General features: G+C 42.2%; 15 protein-coding genes. 7 read left to right on the forward strand and 8 right to left on the reverse strand.

What is annotated here, in order from left to right; genetic code table 11:
* Nucleotides 1-354: 354 nt before the first annotated feature.
* The 3 genes from F0227_RS17465 to F0227_RS17475 all read right to left on the reverse strand — a co-directional run bounded on the left by F0227_RS17465 (nt 355) and on the right by F0227_RS17475 (nt 4,317).
* On the reverse strand, nt 355-705 hold the full coding sequence (locus F0227_RS17465) for a hypothetical protein (RefSeq protein WP_171754530.1): 351 nt from the start codon (nt 703-705) through the stop codon (nt 355-357).
* A gap of 57 nt (nt 706-762) precedes the next feature.
* Nucleotides 763-2,034 carry a peptidoglycan DD-metalloendopeptidase family protein gene (locus F0227_RS17470; protein WP_301338377.1) on the reverse strand — a complete coding sequence of 424 codons (1,272 nt, stop codon included), beginning with the start codon at nt 2,032-2,034 and terminating at the stop codon, nt 763-765.
* Between the two features lie 252 nt (nt 2,035-2,286).
* Nucleotides 2,287-4,317: a methyl-accepting chemotaxis protein gene (locus F0227_RS17475; protein WP_171754531.1), complete on the reverse strand. Its 2,031-nt coding sequence runs from the start codon at nt 4,315-4,317 to the stop codon at nt 2,287-2,289.
* Nucleotides 4,318-5,058: 741 nt separating this feature from the next.
* Between F0227_RS17475 and F0227_RS17480 the strand changes: the two genes are divergently transcribed.
* Nucleotides 5,059-6,429, forward strand: a complete 1,371-nt coding sequence (locus tag F0227_RS17480) for a YjiH family protein (protein ID WP_171754532.1) — start codon at nt 5,059-5,061, stop codon at nt 6,427-6,429.
* A 433-nt stretch (nt 6,430-6,862) separates the two neighbouring features.
* On the opposite strand, the gene F0227_RS17485 is transcribed toward F0227_RS17480, so the two are convergent.
* The 3 genes from F0227_RS17485 to F0227_RS17495 form a co-directional block, all read right to left on the reverse strand.
* Nucleotides 6,863-7,945, reverse strand: a complete 1,083-nt coding sequence (locus F0227_RS17485) for a serine protease (RefSeq protein ID WP_171754533.1) — start codon at nt 7,943-7,945, stop codon at nt 6,863-6,865.
* 254 nt (nt 7,946-8,199) lie between these two features.
* Complete coding sequence (gene gcvT, locus F0227_RS17490) at nt 8,200-9,315, reverse strand: glycine cleavage system aminomethyltransferase GcvT (RefSeq protein WP_171754534.1); 1,116 nt, start codon at nt 9,313-9,315, stop codon at nt 8,200-8,202.
* Between the two features lie 165 nt (nt 9,316-9,480).
* A complete protein-coding gene (locus tag F0227_RS17495; RefSeq protein WP_171754535.1) occupies nt 9,481-10,104 on the reverse strand; it encodes an XRE family transcriptional regulator in 624 nt (207 codons plus the stop codon).
* 309 nt (nt 10,105-10,413) lie between these two features.
* Between F0227_RS17495 and F0227_RS17500 the strand changes: the two genes are divergently transcribed.
* The 4 genes from F0227_RS17500 (at nt 10,414) to F0227_RS17515 (ending at nt 15,439) form a co-directional block, all read left to right on the forward strand.
* A complete protein-coding gene (locus tag F0227_RS17500) occupies nt 10,414-11,709 on the forward strand; it encodes a serine hydroxymethyltransferase (protein ID WP_171754536.1) in 1,296 nt (431 codons plus the stop codon).
* A 33-nt stretch (nt 11,710-11,742) separates the two neighbouring features.
* On the forward strand, nt 11,743-12,123 hold the full coding sequence (gcvH, locus tag F0227_RS17505; protein WP_171754537.1) for a glycine cleavage system protein GcvH: 381 nt from the start codon (nt 11,743-11,745) through the stop codon (nt 12,121-12,123).
* A 77-nt stretch (nt 12,124-12,200) separates the two neighbouring features.
* Nucleotides 12,201-15,065, forward strand: a complete 2,865-nt coding sequence (gene gcvP, locus F0227_RS17510; protein ID WP_171754538.1) for an aminomethyl-transferring glycine dehydrogenase — start codon at nt 12,201-12,203, stop codon at nt 15,063-15,065.
* A 146-nt stretch (nt 15,066-15,211) separates the two neighbouring features.
* Nucleotides 15,212-15,439, forward strand: coding sequence for a LysR substrate-binding domain-containing protein (locus F0227_RS17515; protein WP_345775812.1), 228 nt, complete (start codon nt 15,212-15,214; stop codon nt 15,437-15,439).
* 409 nt (nt 15,440-15,848) lie between these two features.
* Here the strand turns inward: F0227_RS17515 and F0227_RS17520 are convergent, their stop codons facing one another.
* Nucleotides 15,849-16,346, reverse strand: coding sequence for a heme-binding protein (locus F0227_RS17520; RefSeq protein WP_171754539.1), 498 nt, complete (start codon nt 16,344-16,346; stop codon nt 15,849-15,851).
* Between the two features lie 163 nt (nt 16,347-16,509).
* Between F0227_RS17520 and F0227_RS17525 the strand changes: the two genes are divergently transcribed.
* Together F0227_RS17525 and F0227_RS17530 are read left to right on the forward strand one after the other, a co-directional pair.
* A complete protein-coding gene (locus F0227_RS17525) occupies nt 16,510-17,184 on the forward strand; it encodes a response regulator transcription factor (RefSeq protein WP_171754540.1) in 675 nt (224 codons plus the stop codon).
* Nucleotides 17,168-18,553 (forward strand): HAMP domain-containing sensor histidine kinase, encoded by a 1,386-nt coding sequence (locus F0227_RS17530; RefSeq protein WP_171754541.1) that lies wholly within the window; start codon nt 17,168-17,170, stop codon nt 18,551-18,553. The genes F0227_RS17525 and F0227_RS17530 overlap by 17 nt, the downstream gene beginning before the upstream one ends.
* A 52-nt stretch (nt 18,554-18,605) precedes the next feature.
* Here F0227_RS17530 and F0227_RS17535 read toward each other — a convergent pair whose 3' ends face one another.
* Nucleotides 18,606-19,460 carry an AraC family transcriptional regulator gene (locus tag F0227_RS17535; RefSeq protein ID WP_171754542.1) on the reverse strand — a complete coding sequence of 285 codons (855 nt, stop codon included), beginning with the start codon at nt 19,458-19,460 and terminating at the stop codon, nt 18,606-18,608.
* Nucleotides 19,461-19,600 lie beyond the last annotated feature (140 nt).

Raw genomic sequence — 19,600 nt, forward strand, 5'->3', positions numbered from 1 at the left:
CAGACCACAAGGAGGTTTTAACAAATTGAAAGGGGTTTTATAACTGACTCATAGCTGTAAGCTTTACGGAACCCCCAGCCTAGCTGGGGGTTTTCTGCATACAATAAAGGGAAACCACTATGGTTTCCCTTTTAACATTGAGTTTTTACTGTTTCGTGCATTCAGCTCTGCTGCTGTACTGTTGTTTGAACATCAACATACGCCCGAGGCCCTGGACCAGAGCCATTACAACAACCAGCCAAAAATAGTAATCCGACCAACAGAACAATCCACTTTGTAGGGTAAACTGACACAAACAACTCCTTATGTATTAACCAAATGAGATTCAGTCATATCAATTAATCATAGAAGCAATTAACTTCTTTTGGGTTGCTTATAGGTTTTTCCAGCCAACTGATAGGTCTCTTTTTGTTTTACATCAAACATGGCAAAAAAGAACCAAGCAATAAACTTAATAATGTCATCGCCTTCGTTCATAACATGCTCTACAAATTCTTCCTCTTCACCTTGGTCATTCTCTTGTAGAGAAACGTGATAAATACGCTTCTCTCCTTCAACATCCGCCAAGGCAAACTGACCTACTAAAGATTCCGCAGCTTGAGCGATGTCTTCATCTTCACTTTTTTTAAGCATCTCTAACGCATCAGGTAGGCTCTGTTTCTCACATAAGGCATTAACCAATACCTCAAATTCATTTTGTAACATAACTAAACTCCAAATTCTGATAGCGCATTATACCCAACGCCCGCCAATATGTATGGGCTAATTTAGGTTATTGGCGTAAGTTTGGCCAAGTAGCTCATTGTAGCTTGCAATCTTAGTTTTAAACTCGTCGAGCTCTTTTGTAGGCACTGAGCTAGCCATAGGAATATTTGCCGTCATCGCGTTTACCGGACGTCCTCGGATAATAAACTCATAATGAAGATGTGGTCCTGTTGAACGACCCGTGTTCCCCGATAGAGCGATGCGCTGACCGCGAGACACTTTTTGTCCTTTCTTCACTAAGATTTTACTTAAATGCAAGAAGCGAGTTTTATAGCTGCTACCGTGTTGAATAACAATATACTTACCGGCATAAGGGTGATTCTTTGTCAGAATGACTTTGCCGTCTCCAGTCGCATAGACTGGGGTGCCAATACCCACCGCAAAGTCTGTCCCATTGTGTGGCGAAATCCGACCTGTGACGGGATGCTTACGTTTAGGATTAAAGGAGGACGAGATACGATAACGCTTATTGGTTGGATAGCGCTGGAATGCTCTTTGCAAACTATCACCATTCTTATCGTAATATTGACCATCTGAATGAAGATAAGCCGTTACTGTTTTACCCCGGTTGTGAATTCGGATAGCCGCGACTTCTTTGTTTCCAGACAGTTTGTCGCCAACATACTGGCGATTCTCAACTATCTCAAACTTATCTCCCGCTCGTAAGTCGCGAGCAAAATTAATTTTGTCCTTCAACAGGGTATTAACCTGTTCGATTTCATTTTTCCCTAAGCCTGCTTTGTTTGCAGAGAGAGAGAAGTTACCTTGAATTTCGCCAGTAATGGCGGCCATTTTCCACTCACCAGCAATGGAAATGTCTTTGTACTCGTAACTGCCATCATCCAAAAGAACATAAGAAACTTGATCAGCAATGTTAAACTGCAACACCATTTTTTCTAGCGTTGTCTTCTCTTCCCCAGCCCAAAACAGCAAGGTATTACCCGGCATCAAGGTGTCTAGCATGAGATAGTTTAAGTCGGTTTCCATGATCTTCAATAGATCGGAATAGTTGAAACCTAAGCGAGTAAAAATAGCGCTTAAGTTGTCCCCTTTTTGAATCTGATAACGAAAATCAGGGGCGGAATCATAAGAAATGGTTGGCTCTATGTTTTGCCGGTCAGGATACGACGGCATTTCATTAAACTGAAGTGTGAGTTCTTTTCGTCCCGATGAATCCATGGAACCTAACAAAGCAAAAATCACAATTAATACAACAGGAAACAGTACTAATAGACACTTAGTACGCAAAGAGATATCAGGCGAAAACAGGTTGCCCAATCGAGAAAATAACGTTTTTAACACAAATTAATCCAGTCAAACAGCAGTAAAAATATACAAGAAAAGTCTACTAGTGATAGCTGACATAGCAGCTCATTAACTATTACAGAAAGACTACCATAAGGCAAAATGATATAATATAACAATTTAGACGTCAGCTCACACTTAGCTTTACTTACTTTTACATCAGACAAAAAAGACCAGCTCGAAAGCTGGTCTTTTTGCGTCATTACCGAACTGGGTTTAGTGGAAAAAATCCACCTGCTTTTTCAGCTCTGTCGATTGAGATTGTAAACTCTCAGCACTATTGGCTGACTGAGCAGTTACTTCTCGCGTTTCACTGTTTAGCTTATTGATGTCAGAGATACTTTCCGCAATCTCTTGAGAAACCATCGCTTGTTGATCAGACGTTGCTGCTATAGTTTCAGACTGTTCTGAAATCTCACTCACCTGTTGTGCGATAGACTGCAACGCATCGCCAGCCTGACTGGTTCTCTCCAACACTTGAGTCGCGTTATTTTGGCTATCATGCATTAACGCCACTGCCCCAGATGTAGATTGCTGAAGTTTATTGATAATGGCCACGACTTCTTGAACCGACGTTTGAGTACGATGCGCTAGCGTTCGTACTTCATCCGCAACAACCGCAAAGCCTCTTCCTTGCTCTCCCGCTCTCGCAGCTTCAATGGCAGCATTTAACGCCAGTAAGTTGGTCTGCTCTGCGATTTCATCAATCATTCTCGTGACATCTTGAATACCGTCACTGTCTTTTGCCACACTATCAATGGCGATTGCAGATTGCTCTAGCAGGCCATTAAGCGCAGCCATATCACTGCTCACCTGCTCTACAATGGTTAAACCTGATTGGCTGTTATCATTCGCTTGTTTAACACTTGCCGCGATGGACTCTACTTGCCCTGCAACAGACTGCGCCGATGTTGCCATCTCTTCTACCGCTGTTACCACTTGCTCTACGCGTTGTTGCTGTTTATCGGACTGTACTAAACTATTTTGCGCGTCTTGGTAAACACCGTTAGCTTGTTGGTAAACCGTATCACTGGTGCCACGAATATCGCCAACCAAACTATTCAGTTTTGCCGCCATATCACTCATGCCGTTAGTTAAACGAACAATTTCATTTTTAGAAGTATCATCGCCCCTATTGATAGACAAGCTTACTTCGCCTTTACCAAATCTATCCATATAGGCAGACAAGGTTTCTAACGGTTTAATAATGCGTGATAAAAAGAGGCTCACAACAACAAAGGTAAGCAGACCAACCACCACAGAAATCATTAGAATGGTTTTAAATAGGTCTAAACTCTCTTTGGTCACTTCAGAAACATAGGTTCCACCTATTATTTTCCAGTCCCAACCCGGTACTTCTGCGTAAGCGATGTATCGTTCTTGAGCCGAGTCGTCTGTTAAGTTGTACTGGATCACACCGTCGCTATTGGCAAACAGTTCATTAAACACAGCATTGCCATTTACATCACGTTCAGTTTGGATTGGCTGATCATTTATCCTTTTTGAAGGATGTAGTAAGTATCTGCCTTTTGACTGCTCACTATTATCAATAATGCTGGTAAAACCACTGTCACCCCATGTCATTTCGCCCAATTTAGCAAAGATCTGAGCCGTCGCTTTTTCTACAGGAACGCCAATAAAAGAGATCCCCATAATAGATCCGTTCGACGTCACAATCGGTTGATAATATGTGAGGTATGGCATGTCAAAAAGAATCACTTTGGCATAATAAGGCTGGCCACTCTTAAGCTGTTGATAACCGGGATGATTACTACCCAGCATGCTTCCCACAGCTCGGTTACCCGCTTGATCTTTCAGTGAGGTTGAAACGCGAATAAAGTCATTTCCAGTCGGAACAAATAGAGTTGCAATTGAACCCGTATCTCGGGTAAAGGCATCAACTAGCTTAGTGTCTCCTACCAACGACTCACCAAACTGAGTAATGTCTCTTACTTGCTTACCAGCAAACTCAACCGTTCTATCTTCAAGATAAACACCCGCCAAATAACCATTGCGAAATGCCGATTCTAAACTCTTGGCACTGTCTAATATTGTCTGGAACTCGCCTTCTAATACGCTGGCTAAAGCTTCCACACGATGTTGATGTTCATTTAATGTTTTATTTAACAAAACCTTTGACGCATTTTGGTAAGCCATCACTCCGATTGCACCAAAAGCAATAACTAAGCAAAGGGCAACGACTAGCCTCAATTGAAAACCAATACTCTTATTTTTGTAATTTAGCATGTTTGCCTTCTCAACTTGTTTCACATAAAACGAGATGTAGATCTAATTATAATTCAAAAAAGGTATATAAAGAACATTTTATATTCAAGTAAACGATTGCAGCACGGTACACCAACACAATGTTTTATATAATTTAAAATTACCGGACTAATCAATAACTTTTTTGACTAAAGGATAGAGAATAAAATCAATAAATGAGACTAAATTAGCACTAAATACAACAATCAATAGTATGGCAACATTTGATGTGATGATTTTTAATATCACCTTTATTCATATGACGGATATGCAGAAATTCGCGCTTTTGTAGCAGAAATGAACTAGCGCTATCGGTAAAGTTTCACCAAGATAGTTAAGTAGATATAGAATAAATTTACGGTACCGTGACTTAATGCTCTTACAAGTTAGTGATTATAACGTACTCTGCATGGTAAATAAGCCAAGGTAACACACTATGTTCGGCTGATTTATCATTCACATTCGCACTGGTAGTTATGCATATATTTGGGATTAATATTCTTACTATAATTACTATTGAGAAAACATATAACTGTATATAAATCGCTCAAAGCCATTACTTTACAGTATGAAATTACTGCATATTATTCCTTTATTAGTGAATAGTATTGCAATGAACGATGATTATCGTTAATCTTCGCACACGATTTTGATATGGATGTATAAAAAATAACAGCGCCAAAGGATATGGCAACAAAACGACTTGTTATTTAGAGACATAAAATGCAAAACAATTCAGAGACCACAGAGACACCACAGAATAAAAGCACATTTTGGGTATTTCTCATCCCGTCACTACTTGGCCTATTCCTCTTTATGGCACCTGTTAGCTACAACGGAGATTTAACCATCCCAGTAGCTGTTCTGGCAAAATCCCTTATCAGTGTTATGGACGCGTACTTGGTTACCGTAGTTACGATAATCATCAGCTTCATGGCAATCAGTTCTTTACTATACAGAGCCGTTCAGCCTTCATTTATCGCTAAGAACGCTTTTTTGCATCGCTTATTTACTCCGTCACCACTCTGGTTAGCGGTAAGAGTTATCGGTGGATTAGCCGTTGCGATGACCTATTTCAAGGTTGGTCCAGAAGCAGTATGGGAAGCGAATACCGGTGGATTAGTACTCGAAGGCTTGCTGCCAACACTGTTTGCCGTATTTATATTTGCAGGAATGTTGCTGCCATTATTACTTAATTTTGGCCTATTAGAACTGTTTGGCACCATTTTAAGTAAAGTCATGCGCCCAGTATTTAATTTACCCGGTCGCTCGGCTATCGACTGTATGGCGTCTTGGTTAGGTGATGGCAGCGTAGGTATCTTGCTGACCACTAAGCAATACGAGAACAAGTTTTATACCCAGAGAGAAGCGGCTGTCGTTGGAACCACATTCTCTGCGGTTTCCATTACCTTTAGCCTTGTAGTACTGGCACAAGTTAAGTTAGAGCAATACTTTATTCCATTTTATGGTTCTATCTGTTTGGCTGGTATTGTCGCGGCGATTATAATTCCGCGAATTCCACCGTTAAGCCTTAAAAAAGATCTTTATGTCGACAACAGTGCACCGGATAAAGATGTTGACGTGATTCCTGAAGGACATGGCGTATTTTCATGGGGCATTAAGCTGGCTTTGAAAAAAGCGTCGACAGTAACAAGCATTAAGCGTGTTATTAATGATGGCATTGAAAATGCCGTTGATATGGTGTTTGGCGTTTTGCCTGTTGTTATGGGCTTAGGAACCATTGCTTTAATCGTCGCTGAATACACCACTGTGTTTGCAATACTTGGTAAGCCATTCGTTCCGTTTCTGGAACTGCTTGCTATTCCTGATGCTGTTGCCGCCTCAGAGACCATGGTCGTTGGCTTTGCAGACATGTTCTTACCTGCGATTATTATCTCTTCAGTAGACAGTGAGCTAACTCGTTTTGTTGTTGCAGCGATGTCAGTTACTCAGTTAATTTACATGTCTGAAGTAGGTGCATTGCTATTGGGTAGCCGCATTCCAGTCAATATAGTTGAGCTGTTTGTTATCTTCATTTTGCGTACCTTGATCACCCTGCCTGTGATCGCGGGTATCGCCCATATGATATTCTGATACAAATCTCACACATAATTGCACAAGAAAAAAGGAGCTTTATGCTCCTTTTTTTTCTCTTATTACCTTCATTGATAGTGTCGTGTTCGTCTTCTTAATTGCGTCAGATGGCCGGTAAGACTAATCACCACAATGGCGTCGATTCACCTCCACCACTAGAGCCACTGTCCCGGTCACTGACTAGGATAATCATTTCCGCTATCAATGATTACGGGGTGATATTCTGCATCAACCCGTTCAATAAACCGCGACAAGGGTATAATCTTCATGCAAGGTTATCAGCCCCCTTAAATAAGGGAAACTTGACGCGATTTAATGAAAGTGTTGTTGGCGTAAGTTGAGAAATTGATACTGTAGTAGAATGCCATCTCTTCAAGTCTGCCTATTGATCATAGATAAATAGTTTCGTACTACACTAGCTTTTTGAAATGGTTTAAAGGCGTCTTTGCCTAACGTAGGTGATTACTGGCAAGAACAGTAATAGCCACAATGGTATTGATCCACCGCTAGAGCCTGAAGAACTGGATGGTGCAGAAACCGAAGGTTGAGAGACAAAGTCGTTTGCAGTGTTATTCGCTCGATAAACATTTCTGGCGCCATCTGAAGGCGTCGCTTCTCTAGCCGTATTTTCTGTTGCTGATCCTGTATTTGCAATGATATCCGCTATCCATGGCTGATAATCTACGACTTCAGTAAAAACAGAAGTTGCTCCAGGAAAAGTGGTACTCCCACAAGTATATGGCGTACCCGGTCCATAACTAGTAATACCAACTTGATAGGTAACATCAGGGTTAGGCACAGTATCGGTCCAATATAAAGGACCGCCCGAATCACCTTGGCATGTGGCATTTTCAAGATTGTTCATAATAGCCGCCCCCGCCATACAGAGCTGAGTTGCAGGTGCCACCCCAGAATAGCCGCACAGAGCATTAGCCACCAAATTAAGGGTCGTTTGCTGTAACTGGGTAGTAGAATCCACACCCGTTTGAGTATTCCCATGTCCAACGGCTATATAATTTTGGCTTGCCAGCCCTCTATACTCATTTTGATTACCAACAATATTGACACTTGGAATCGTCCCTGGAAGCGCAGTTTCTAAACGTAATATCGCAATATCGTTTTCAATTGTACTGTCGTTGTAGCTAGGATGAACAAATATATCGGACACCCAATACTTAGTTGTAGCAAGAAACTCTGGAATTTCATCAAAGTCAGCCTGATTACTTAATTGAGGAAGGACTATCGTAAACTCTTGTAGGAAAGCAGAAATATCCTTATTCGATACACAGTGAGCAGCGGTTAGTATGTGGGTACTATTAAGTACGGTCGCTCCGCATCGAGCACCAGATAAATAAGAACCATCGTGAAAGTCAGCATAGGTGTAAATACTAGCAAAGGTTGGATGAGCGATTGACGTTGTTGGTGTGCCGTTCACTATATAAGGCGTAATGGTAGCCGCCTTTATAGCTAGGCTACTGAGTAGGAAAACTGTACTAAAAAACCAAGCTTTTCTCATATTACCACTTAAAAAACATCAAACTTCATGTGTACTTTATCATTAGCCATAATGGATAAGGCCCATATGTGACCGATAATATAATGATAGGTGATCTAAATACAAACTCAATTAGTAATCGAATCATCAATAAATATTGCAACAAAAAAGAGAAAGCACCTGCGTTAAGCTGATACTTTCTCTTCTGTATCTATCTTATTGATAATGTTACATGAAATTAAAAGACTTTAAAAGAGAATAATTCTCATTACTAGTTAGCCGCGATAATAACGTTGCGGTACAAACGGCATTTTCTCAATAGTCATTGCCAGCTTTTTACCGCGAACTTCAGCAAAGACTTCCGTTCCAACAACCGCTAACTCAGTAGCAACATAGCCCATAGAAACCGGTTTACCTGCTGTAGGACCCGCGGTACCACTGGTGACAACACCGACTTTATTACCATCCTGATCAAACAATTCACAGCCTTCACGTACTGGTGCTTTAGTTTGTCCTACTAAACCTACACGCTTTCTGGCTACGTCTTTTGTTATAATTTGATTAAGGATAATGTCAGCCCCCGGGAAACCACCTGCGCGCTCGCCATCTGTACGGCGGTTCTTGCTGATACCCCATAATAGGCTAGCTTCTACTGGTGTCGTGGTCGTATCTAAATCGTGTCCGTATAAACACAAACCACACTCCAGACGCAATGAATCACGCGCACCAAGTCCAATCCATTCCACCAAGCTATGATCGGTTAGTTTGCGAGCAAAAGACGCAGCTTTATCTGCTGGTACAGAGATCTCAAAGCCATCTTCACCGGTATAACCTGAACGGCTTACATAGCACTCAATACCATCCAGCTCGATAATCTGCGCATCCATAAACAACATGTCCGCCACTTTTGGCTCTATAGATGCCAGCACTTCTGCAGCTTTCGGCCCTTGCAATGCAAGTAACGCACGGTCGTTTATAAGCTCTAGTTCTACTCCATCGAGTAAATTCGCTTGTAGGTGGGCAATGTCTTGCTCTTTACATGCCGCATTAACGACCACAAAAATATGATCACCAAAATTAGTCACCATGAGATCGTCTAAAATTCCGCCCTGCTCATTAGTAAAGAACGCATAGCGCTGTTTACCTGCAGGCAAATCAATAATATCGACAGGTACCAGAGCCTCTAATGTTTTAGCCGCATTAGCACCTTTTAAACGAAGTTGTCCCATATGAGAAACGTCAAATAGACCCGCCGCATCTCGGGTATGTAAATGCTCTTTTTTCACACCCAATGCATATTGAACTGGCATATCAAAACCAGCAAAAGGGACCATTTTTGCGCCGGCCTCAACGTGAAGTGCATGTAAAGGTGTTTGTTGTAGATCAGTCATCGCTTTCTCCTTTAGGTTTGCGGGAGTCCTGTTTCCAATAATAAACATTTTCCATTCAGGGAAACATTAATAACAGATTGTTTACATTTGGTCATCTTTTAAATCGGTTTATGATAAGAAATGAGAAAGGGGTAAAGTTTCTACCGGGAAACAAAACAAAAAAGGTTACCTCGCGGTAACCCATAAAATCAGTGCATCTTCTTCGCTTATAGAAGTCAGCATATGCCCCATATTAGCGTCGTAATAAACGCTATCCCCTTCTTTCAGGTTTATAGGCTCATAGAACTCGGTATAGAGCGTCACTTCACCTTGCAGAATAAGCAGAAACTCCTCACCATCGTGCTTAACCCAATCGCTATAGTCTTCAAACTTTCGGGCGCGAATACGACTTTTAAACGGCATCATCTTTTTATTTGAAAGCTGTGTTGCCAGCAGTTCATGTTCGTAAGTTTGTGTCGGGTGAGGTTTGCCCTCATCTTTCTTAGTAATATCCCTGCGCCCTGATGCCGCTTGGGATTTAGGCGGTTCAAACAGCTGAGGCATATCAATCTGCAACCCCATTGCCAGCTTTTGCATCGCCTGAAAAGTTGGCGATATCTGCTCATTTTCAATCTTAGATAATGTAGAACGAGCCAATCCGGTTCGCTGGCTGGCCTCTTCTAATGTGATCCCCATCTTAGTTCTTACATTTTTTATTTTTTGACCAAGCTTGAGTGGTTCAATTACTCCATCAGCACTCTCTCTTTCAAGCTTAATAGACGGGTACTCATCAAATATATCTTCGGCCATATCAGGTTTTACCTCTCTTTTATACGGTGAAACAATTTATCTGCTCTGTGTCAGAAAATCACTGCAAAAATGCAACAAACATACACCTGTTACCACTAACCATACGAGATTATGTTTCCTATTGGAAATTTTTTGATTGATTAATTAAAAAACTATGGTTATGTTACGAACTAGTTATAAAAACAGAGAGTAGTTTAGTGGTTTTGCATCTATAAACGAGAGCCAGCTCTCACTACTAAAGCAAAACTCTACTCAATACTATCAGCGTGAAACAGACCATTTAATTGGTTAAAGGAAGGAGTCACTCCCGTGCATAAATCATTTCAAAATCACAGTTTAGAGAGTTTTTTCTCAACCAACCTATCTGCTACTGATGACGCAGTGTTTGCCGCTATTCAGCAAGAAAACAGCCGTCAAAATGAACAAATAGAACTGATTGCCTCAGAAAACATCGTCTCTAAAGCGGTAATGCAGGCACAGGGAACCTGTTTGACCAACAAGTATGCCGAAGGTTATCCGGGTCGTCGTTACTACGGTGGCTGCGAACATGTTGATACCGTCGAAGCACTTGCTATCGAACGAGCTAAGTCTTTATTCAAATGCGAATATGCAAACGTTCAACCTCACTCAGGCGCCCAAGCAAATGGCGCGGTTAAGTTAGCACTATTGCAACCGGGCGATACTATTTTAGGTATGTCACTGGATGCGGGTGGTCACCTTACTCACGGAGCACGTCCTGCCCTTTCCGGCAAATGGTTTAATGCCGTTCAATATGGTGTAGATAGAGACACATTAGAAATTGATTATGATGCCGTACTAGAACTAGCAAAAGAGCATCAGCCAAAAATGATCATTGCTGGCGGATCTGCAATTCCACGAACCATTGATTTTGCTAAATTTAGAGCCATTGCTGATGAAGTTGGCGCACTATTAATGGTCGACATGGCCCACATCGCAGGCCTTATTGCAACAGGCGCTCATCCAAGCCCGCTTCCTCATGCACATGTTGTAACAACAACCACGCACAAAACATTACGCGGTCCTCGTGGTGGCATGATATTAACCAACCACGAAGAGATTAATAAAAAGATCAACTCTGCGGTATTCCCAGGTCTACAAGGTGGTCCGCTAATGCACGTTATCGCGGCTAAAGCCGTGGCATTTGGCGAAGCGTTAGGCCCAGAATTTAGCACCTACATCGACGCTGTTGTTGAGAACGCAAAAGTACTCGCAGAAGTGCTACAAAATCGTGGCTGTGACATTGTTACCGGCGGAACCGATACTCACCTAATGTTGGTGGATCTTCGACCTAAAGGGTTGAAAGGAAACAGTACAGAAGAAGCATTAGAACGTGCAGGGATCACATGTAACAAAAATGGCATTCCATTTGACACAGAGAAGCCTATGATAACATCTGGCATTCGCTTAGGTACGCCAGCCGGAACCAGCCGAGGATTCGGTAGTGAAGAATTTAAACTCATTGGAGAGTGGATAGGTGATGTACTTGATGGCTTAGTAGAAAGCCCTGAAGGTAACCCTGAGGTTGAGCAAAAAGTTCGTAAACAAGTAAAAGAACTGTGCAACCGTTTTCCGCTTTACCAGTAATTTGATTGAATATTATCTTTGGAGACAATAAGAATGGATATGACCCTAAAGTTTGCAGAAAGCCATGAGTGGATTAAAGACAATGGCGACGGAACTGTAACTCTTGGAATTTCAGAGCACGCTCAGCAAATGCTTGGCGACGTAGTATTTGTTGACCTGCCAGAAGCAGAAACAGAAGTAGAAGCAGGCGAAAGCTTTTCGCTCGTTGAATCTGTAAAAGCGGCTTCTGATATCTATACACCGATTACTGGTGAAATCGTTGAAGTCAATGAAGAGCTAGAAGATAGCCCTGAGCTTATCAACGAAGAGTCCTATGAAGGTGGCTGGATTGTAAAAATCAAAATGAGCGATCCTTCAGAACTTGACGCACTAACAAATGCAGAAGACTACCTAAACAGCATCGAAGAAGATTAATTTAGGTTGATGGTAAAAAGGCTGCTCACCATGAGCAGCTTCTTTATACCTAACAGGTATATAAGGTAAACGAAAAAATGACAGAATTACTTCACCACCTAAGCACACAACATGAATTTGTTGGCAGACATAACGGCCCTAATAAGGCAGACCAAGCAAAAATGCTATCCACGGTTAACGTCGATACGCTTGAGCAACTGATAGAACAGACCGTACCAGAAGCAATCCGCCTAGAGCAGCCGCTTACATTAGAAGCAGCATTAAGCGAAGCCGATATGCTTAAAAAAATTAAATCTTTTGCCGATTTAAACCAACTAAAGCGTACGTTCATTGGTCAGGGTTACTACAACACATTTGTTCCTAACGTTATTCTACGTAACGTTATGGAAAATCCGGGCTGGTATACCGCGTATACGCCGTATCAACCTGAGATCTCGCAAGGTCGATTAGAAGCGCTTCTTAACTTCCAGCAAATGGTTATGGATTTAACCAGCATGGAAATTGCCAACGCTTCGCTGCTTGACGAAGCAACCGCTGCCGGTGAAGCAATGACCCTGTGTAAGCGTGCTGGCAAAAGTAAAAGCAAAGTATTTTTTGTTGCAGATGACGTCCATCCACAAACATTAGAAGTAGTAAAAACAAGAGCGGCATTTATCGGATTTGAAGTAATGGTTGGCAGTGTTGCGACATTACCAGAACAAGATGTATTTGGTGCCTTACTACAATACCCATCGACTACAGGTGAAGTAACAGACTTAACCGACGTCATCGCCGCCGCTCAAGCCAATAAAACATTGGTTACTGTTGCCACTGATCTATTAGCCTCTGCCCTACTTAAACCAGCGGGTGAAATGGGCGCAGATGTCGTTATTGGTAGCGCACAACGATTTGGTGTTCCAATGGGATACGGTGGTCCTCACGCTGCATTTATGGCAACGCGTGACAAACACAAACGTACTATGCCGGGACGTGTCATTGGTGTTTCCATCGATAAAAAAGGCAACCAAGCGTTGCGTATGGCAATGCAAACACGTGAACAGCATATTCGTCGTGAAAAAGCGACATCCAATATCTGTACTGCGCAAGCTTTGCTAGCCAATATGGCATCATTCTACGCGGTTTATCACGGCGCAGAAGGGCTACGCACCATTGCTCGTCGTACACACCATATGACGGCGATTCTTGCTGCTGGACTGACAAAAGCAGGGTTCGAACTGGCTCATAACAGCTACTTCGACACCATCACCATTGAAACTGGTGCAAATACAGACGCTCTGTATAACAAAGCACTACAATCAGACATCAACTTACGCAAGTTTGACGACAAGATCGGTATCAGCTTTGATGAAACCACCAAAACTGACGATATTGCTGCACTATTTGCCGTATTTGGTGTAGATGCAGATATCGACAGCTTGTCTAAAGATATTGCTGGCAATGAGTTTGCCGCTATTCCTGAGTCGTGTCGTCGTCAATCTAGCTACTTAACGCACCCAGTGTTTAATACGCACCATAGTGAAACACAGATGATGCGTTACCTGAAACAGCTAGAAAATAAAGATTTCTCCCTAACACACGGAATGATTCCGCTTGGCAGCTGTACCATGAAGCTAAATGCCGTAGCAGAGATGATCCCTGTGACATGGCCAGAATTTGGCAGCATGCACCCATTCGCACCCATCGAGCAAGCGGGTGGCTATAGCGCATTAGCCTCTTCACTTAAAACCATGCTTTGCGAGATAACGGGCTACGACGAAGTATCACTTCAGCCAAACTCTGGTGCATCTGGTGAGTACACTGGTCTAATCGCTATTCAACGCTACCATCAAAGTCGTGGCGATGATCACCGTAACGTCTGTTTAATCCCAAGCTCAGCGCACGGCACCAACCCAGCAACGGCCTCTATGGTGTCGATGAAAGTGGTTGTAGTGAAATGTGACGATGCAGGTAACATCGATATCGATGACCTAGGCGCGAAAATTGAAAAACATCGCGACAACCTATCCAGCATCATGATCACCTACCCTTCTACACACGGGGTATACGAAGAGCAGGTACAAAAAGTGTGTGATATGGTTCATGAAGCAGGCGGTCAGGTTTATCTTGATGGTGCCAACATGAACGCTCAAGTAGGCTTAACCACGCCGGGCTTTATTGGCTCTGATGTATCGCACCTTAACCTTCACAAAACGTTCTGTATTCCACACGGTGGCGGCGGTCCGGGCATGGGACCGATAGGTGTTAAATCTCACCTAGCACCTTTCTTACCGGGGCACATTGAGAATGGTCTAGAAGGCAGTGACTTTGCTGTATCTGCAGCGGATCTTGGTAGTGCATCTATCTTGCCTATTTCTTGGGCATACATTGCTATGATGGGAGAGCCGGGGCTAAAAGAAGCAACTAAAGTCGCGATTCTTAATGCAAACTACGTGATGGAGCGCCTACTTCCACACTATCCTGTACTTTACCGTGGCACCAACGGCCGCGTAGCACACGAATGTATTATCGATATTCGTCCTATTAAAGAAGAGACAGGCATTAGTGAAGAAGACATTGCTAAGCGATTAATGGACTACGGTTTCCACGCACCAACAATGTCGTTCCCTGTAGCGGGTACATTAATGGTCGAGCCAACTGAGTCGGAAGATTTAGAAGAGCTAGACCGCTTCTGCGAAGCTATGATTGCTATCCGTAATGAGAGCAAGAAAGTACTCGCTGGCGAATGGCCGCTAGAAGATAACCCACTGGTTAATGCACCGCATACTCAAGTGGATCTCTCTGCGGATGAGTGGCAACACCCATACTCTCGCGAACTGGCATGTTTCCCATCGAAGCAAGCAAAAGCATCAAAATACTGGCCAACCGTAAACCGTGTCGATAATGTATACGGTGACCGAAACTTAATCTGTTCGTGCCCGAGTATTGATAACTACGAAGAGTAGTTTTTGGTGTTGATCACGACTAACTAAGTTAGCATCTGATTTGATAGTTTAAAGGCGAACCGTTTGGTTCGCCTTTTTGTTTGATATGTAAATGCAGATTGGATTTACGCACCGTAACATCAACCGCACATAGGGTCTAAGAAGTAGTGAACCTCTACCATTTATCTCAATTGTGTGGCGCTGGCTTAGCCATTCAGCCAACCTACCTGGTCAATCAATACATTGAGAGTGGGCAGCTTCAGCAGGTGTTACCAGACTGGACACCAGACGACCTGACCATTTACGTTCTCTATTCTTCCAGAAAGTATATGTCGCCTACTGTTCGTGCACTGATCGACTATTTGTCAGAGTATTTTTCTGAATCGCGTTGGTAGTAACACTTTGGAGAGCCTATAACAGTATGTGGCTTAAAAAATCTCCAGTATTTATGGTTCATTACACACTATCTATTTGTATAAAAAGTCCAAAGATCGTATTTCGATGATGAACTCAAGGTGCTTATTCAGCGAGAATTTATTAGCGGCTGTTCAAGGCACTGATTTGAAGGCATAGTCATTCTACGGCAAGAATCAGTAACACAGAGCAGAAGCCAATAAAAGTCGCCGTTTGGCAGCGCATCAACACGCCCATTTCTTCAACTATCTTTCTTGAACTGAACTTGTTGATGTTGCTCTGAATCCTGCACCTTGAGTATATACAAACGTTACTGAAGTAACTTAACAAAGCTAGAGATTAAGCCTTCAGCAACGTTTATTAAGAGAGCCGCCAGATTATAGAGTGTTATTAGAAAAACTTCTTAATCGCTTTTTCCGCACAAGCAACATCTAAATGCCCACCAGGAGCACCACCGACACCTATTGCTCCTATCATGGCATTGTTAAGTTGCACAGAAATACCACCAGCTAAGAACAGTAAGTTGTCGTCCATGTTCTGCAATGGTTGCATGATAGGCTTATCAGCAATTAACTTCATTAAATTACCCGATGGCTGCTTCATACTAACAACAGTGAACGCCTTTTGACGGGAGCTATCTAGTGTGTGAACACCTGCGCCGTCAGAGCGAAGCTGAGCCATTACATTACCTGATAAGTCCACAACAGTCGCAGATACTTTATAGCCATCTGCCTTACATTGACTCACCGCTTCATGAGCCAGTTTAAAAGCTGCTTCTGACGAAATCTGAGTGATGGAAACAGTTTGGTTCTCAGAGGCGCCAGCAGTATGAGATAAGCTCAAAAAACCAAGAGTTGCCGCTAATAAAGTCAGTTTTGTCGTTTTCATGTTTACTCCGTTTAAGTGTTGTTTTAATTGGCGGGTCCATACTAACGAACACATGATTACGAGATGCTTTCCGAAACATTACAAAATTGCAATGTTGGTTACACTGAAGAAAGGATATTGGTAGAGTATATTCAAACCAAGATTAAGACAGAAATGGACATTGATGAAAATACTATTGATCGAAGATGACATACATATCGCGCGATTTTTATTGAATGGTTTTCAGCAGGAAGGAATAAGTGTGACACACTCAACAGACGGTGTTGATGGTTTGCACGAAGCAATAACTCAAGATTTCGACGTCATTATTCTCGATATAATGTTACCAAAGAAAGATGGCTTTGAAGTATTAGCAGAGTTGCGGGGCCAAGGGTTCTCTACTCCTGTGATAATACTAAGCGCTAAGCATTCAGTGGAAGAGCGAGTAACGGGATTGCAATCTGGCGCTGATGATTACCTCGTAAAGCCTTTTGCATTCACTGAGTTACTTGCCCGATGCCAATCATTAATGCGTCGAGGGAAATTACCTACACCACAGGCACTTGAGCTTAATTATGGTCCGCTTAGTCTTGACCTTCTCAAGCACACGTTGCAAAGAAAACAACAAACTATCGCCATCAATCAACGTGAATTTATGTTGATGAAACTGTTACTCGAAAATCCAGAAATTGTGATTTCCAAAACAACCATTCTTGAGCATGTTTGGGGACACCAATTTGACCCGCAAACCAATGTTGTGGATGTACTTGTTTGCCGACTTCGCAGCAAAGTCGACAAAGGTTTCTCAACACCATTAATCCACACTCTACGGGGGGTTGGATATGTCCTCAAGTCATAATATCCAGCAAGCCCTAGCGAAAACGCAAAGAAATTTATTAGTACGCTTTATGACAACCTTACTTTTCTGCTTGTTGTTAGTAGAGCTGATTATAGGAGTGATATTCTTTTATGATCTCTACCAAACAGAAAAAAAAATCTTATCATCCATGTCGACGGAGTATCAGCGTATATTAACCTACGACTCTGCTGAACAATTGATTCATGTTTTAGAAACAAACCCTCGCAGGCTAGTCGAAAACAACATTGCTGCCTATATGATTCAGGGTGGCACTTCACCAGAGACTATTTTTGTCGCTGGAGATGAAAACGTGGTGACCGATCTTCCGTTTACTCACTTCAAAATCGATGAGAACTTGCCTTGGATACAAACGTTCATATTCAATCCATTTATGTCATTGAGCATGCAAGGAGAAGAGTACGAGTTTTGGCTTGTTTTGGACAATCGTTCCAGATATTTTATTGCTTATAACCAATGGTTAATGACACTGTATGCCCTTTTAGCATTGGTCATGATCACGGCAATATTTACACGTAATATCATCCAGAGTGCCTTGTCGCCACTAATTACCTTTGGAGATCTGCTAGATAAGATGAAAAAAGGACAATTAGAATTAAACGATACTGAGTCTGAAATGCCACAAGGACTCAATATCATCAGCTCTAGTGTCTTTTCCGCGGTTGTAAAGCTTCAGCATATCACCACAATACTAAACACAACTGTTGATGCTATTGCTCATGATATTCGCACACCTTTGTCCCGTATTACGCTGGCTTCACAAGATGCGCTGCTCAATAACGCAGACCAACAAACCATGAAACACGCCTTGGCTGATTGTGCTGAGCATGCCATGCAGGCAAACAATATGCTTACGACATTAATGAAGCTTAATGATGAACTTACCGGAAAGCGCTCACCAAAGAAAACCGCAACACATGTATCAGAGGTTGTTGCCAATGTGGCGAGTTGGTATGAAGATGTAGCAGAAGACAAACAGATTCAGCTTGATGTAAATGTAACCGATGGCCTTATTCTTCAGTCTGACCCTGACAAACTAAGCCAAGTTTTAGTTAATCTCGTTGATAATGCGATTAAATACACGGAACCAGGAGGGCGAGTCACAATTGAGGTGAAGCAAAGTGCTGAAGGTAAGGTAGATATAGCCATCCGAGATACAGGTATTGGCATTGAGCAAAGATATCAAGATCTGATTTTCGAACGACTTTACCGAGTCGACAGTAGCCGTAGCAACATTGAAGGGTATGGCCTTGGCTTATCCTTAGCACTCGCAATAGTCGAAAACCTTGAAGGAACGTTAACCGTAGAGTCTGAATTAGGGATAGGTAGCACATTTACTATTTCGTTGTAACAGCGAGAAGTGAAAATGTGGTTACGCAGAAATCAGAATGCCCACACCCTACTCATTTAAAATTCTGTCGATATAACGAAGGCGAAGTACCTTTGTATTTTTTAAACAGACGATTAAAGTTAGAACGATTGGTATAGCCGACCTTTTCTGCAATTAAACTTATGGGTTGCGACGTCGTTGTGAGTAATTGAGACGCATGGTTCAATCTTAACTTGGTCAAGTAAACGATATAACTTTCGTTAAAATGTTGAATAAACCAACGATGAACGGTGTTTTCACTCACATGCATGTAATCCGCGAGCTTCATTAACGTAATATCAGATGAGTAATGGCTGTCGATGTACTCACAGACTTGAGCAATTTTGCTGAAATCGCCTCTGGTTTTTTCCCGTTCGCCCGGTGAAGCATAGGAGAGTGTTATTTGTGATTGATCTGCACATAGTTCCCCCAGAATTTGAATTAATACTGCCAGCTGCCCAATAGGAGAAAGGTCATTAAAATCATTTAGATGTTGGCAAACCTTCTCTGCTGTTTGCGTAGAGAATCTTAAACCTTTGTTGGCATTTTGTATTACAGGTGCTAACTGCCGAAGCTCGGCGCAGCTGTACATGAGTTGGGCAATCCACTCCTCTCGAAACCAAATTATGTGAGTTTCACATGGATTCTGTTCGTCGGAATTTAACGATTCAAAACTATGTGCAACACCGGGACCAATCAAAAGCAGTTGGTTGTGTTCTATCTTCCCTTCAAAATATGCAACTCTTGATTTCCCCTGAAAATTTCTATGCAAAACCAGTTCAAACTCTTGATGAACATGCCAATTTTCTGGTTTGACAACTTCTTCTAACATCTTATAGCGCCATGACCAGCCAAGCCTTTGCGGTACTTTCTGTATCGTTGCTTTCATTCAATGCCATTGAGAATAATTCGTCACATCAGCGCATGATGCCACACAATGAGCATTAATCAATAAAAGTATCATTGGTCGATAGAATAGTACCACTAACGAAAAATAGAACTGATAAGGTTAACCAATCGGCACACAGA

The organism is Vibrio sp. 99-8-1, from assembly GCF_013114595.1.
In the GTDB taxonomy this organism is placed as follows: domain Bacteria; phylum Pseudomonadota; class Gammaproteobacteria; order Enterobacterales; family Vibrionaceae; genus Vibrio.

What these genes read in the sequence shown, in the direction of transcription:
- F0227_RS17530 (WP_171754541.1), top strand. Translation starts at nt 17,168, where the DNA reads ATGTCCTCAAGTCATAATATCCAGCAAGCCCTAGCGAAAACGCAAAGA.
- gcvH (WP_171754537.1), top strand. Translation starts at nt 11,743, where the DNA reads ATGGATATGACCCTAAAGTTTGCAGAAAGCCATGAGTGGATTAAAGAC.
- F0227_RS17465 (WP_171754530.1), bottom strand. Translation starts at nt 705, where the DNA reads ATGTTACAAAATGAATTTGAGGTATTGGTTAATGCCTTATGTGAGAAA.
- gcvT (WP_171754534.1), bottom strand. Translation starts at nt 9,315, where the DNA reads ATGACTGATCTACAACAAACACCTTTACATGCACTTCACGTTGAGGCC.
- F0227_RS17535 (WP_171754542.1), bottom strand. Translation starts at nt 19,460, where the DNA reads ATGAAAGCAACGATACAGAAAGTACCGCAAAGGCTTGGCTGGTCATGG.
- F0227_RS17485 (WP_171754533.1), bottom strand. Translation starts at nt 7,945, where the DNA reads ATGAGAAAAGCTTGGTTTTTTAGTACAGTTTTCCTACTCAGTAGCCTA.
- F0227_RS17495 (WP_171754535.1), bottom strand. Translation starts at nt 10,104, where the DNA reads ATGGCCGAAGATATATTTGATGAGTACCCGTCTATTAAGCTTGAAAGA.
- F0227_RS17525 (WP_171754540.1), top strand. Translation starts at nt 16,510, where the DNA reads ATGAAAATACTATTGATCGAAGATGACATACATATCGCGCGATTTTTA.
- F0227_RS17475 (WP_171754531.1), bottom strand. Translation starts at nt 4,317, where the DNA reads ATGCTAAATTACAAAAATAAGAGTATTGGTTTTCAATTGAGGCTAGTC.
- F0227_RS17480 (WP_171754532.1), top strand. Translation starts at nt 5,059, where the DNA reads ATGCAAAACAATTCAGAGACCACAGAGACACCACAGAATAAAAGCACA.
- gcvP (WP_171754538.1), top strand. Translation starts at nt 12,201, where the DNA reads ATGACAGAATTACTTCACCACCTAAGCACACAACATGAATTTGTTGGC.
- F0227_RS17520 (WP_171754539.1), bottom strand. Translation starts at nt 16,346, where the DNA reads ATGAAAACGACAAAACTGACTTTATTAGCGGCAACTCTTGGTTTTTTG.